At 32.5% G+C, this 342-nt stretch carries 1 protein-coding gene; it reads left to right on the top strand.

What is annotated here, in order from left to right; genetic code table 11:
• Positions 1 to 72: 72 nt before the first annotated feature.
• Positions 73 to 342: hypothetical protein (locus V7137_RS30425; RefSeq protein WP_335701521.1), on the top strand; the 270-nt coding region annotated here is incomplete at its 3' end.

The following is a 342-nucleotide window of genomic DNA, read 5'->3' as shown; positions in this document are numbered from 1 at the left end:
TTTTCTTATTGAAGTAACGGAGTTGGATAGATCAAGAAGAATAACGGTGAAACTAAATTGGAGGTGGATTGTGTGTTTCAAATGAACCTAATAAAGAATTTAAAAACTTCTTATGAAATAGTGCTAACGAATGACAAAAGGTTATTGTGTCATACGATGGGGGGAAAAACAGACATTTTTGAAACAGAGACTTGGGAAAAAGTTATAGAGCTTACAAAGCCAAATAATCCAGACACTCTACACTTTTCAAAAAACGACGAGCTTCTTTACAAAAAAAACACAGTTGGCACAATTTGTGTATACGAGACTAAAAATTTCCAACTTATTAAGACCATTAAATCT

Source organism: Neobacillus drentensis (assembly GCF_036962765.1).
GTDB classification, from domain to species: Bacteria; Bacillota; Bacilli; order Bacillales; family Cytobacillaceae; genus Neobacillus; species Neobacillus drentensis_C.
Note: the sequence above shows the minus strand (reverse complement) of the source record. Positions and strands in the feature narration are given on the sequence as shown.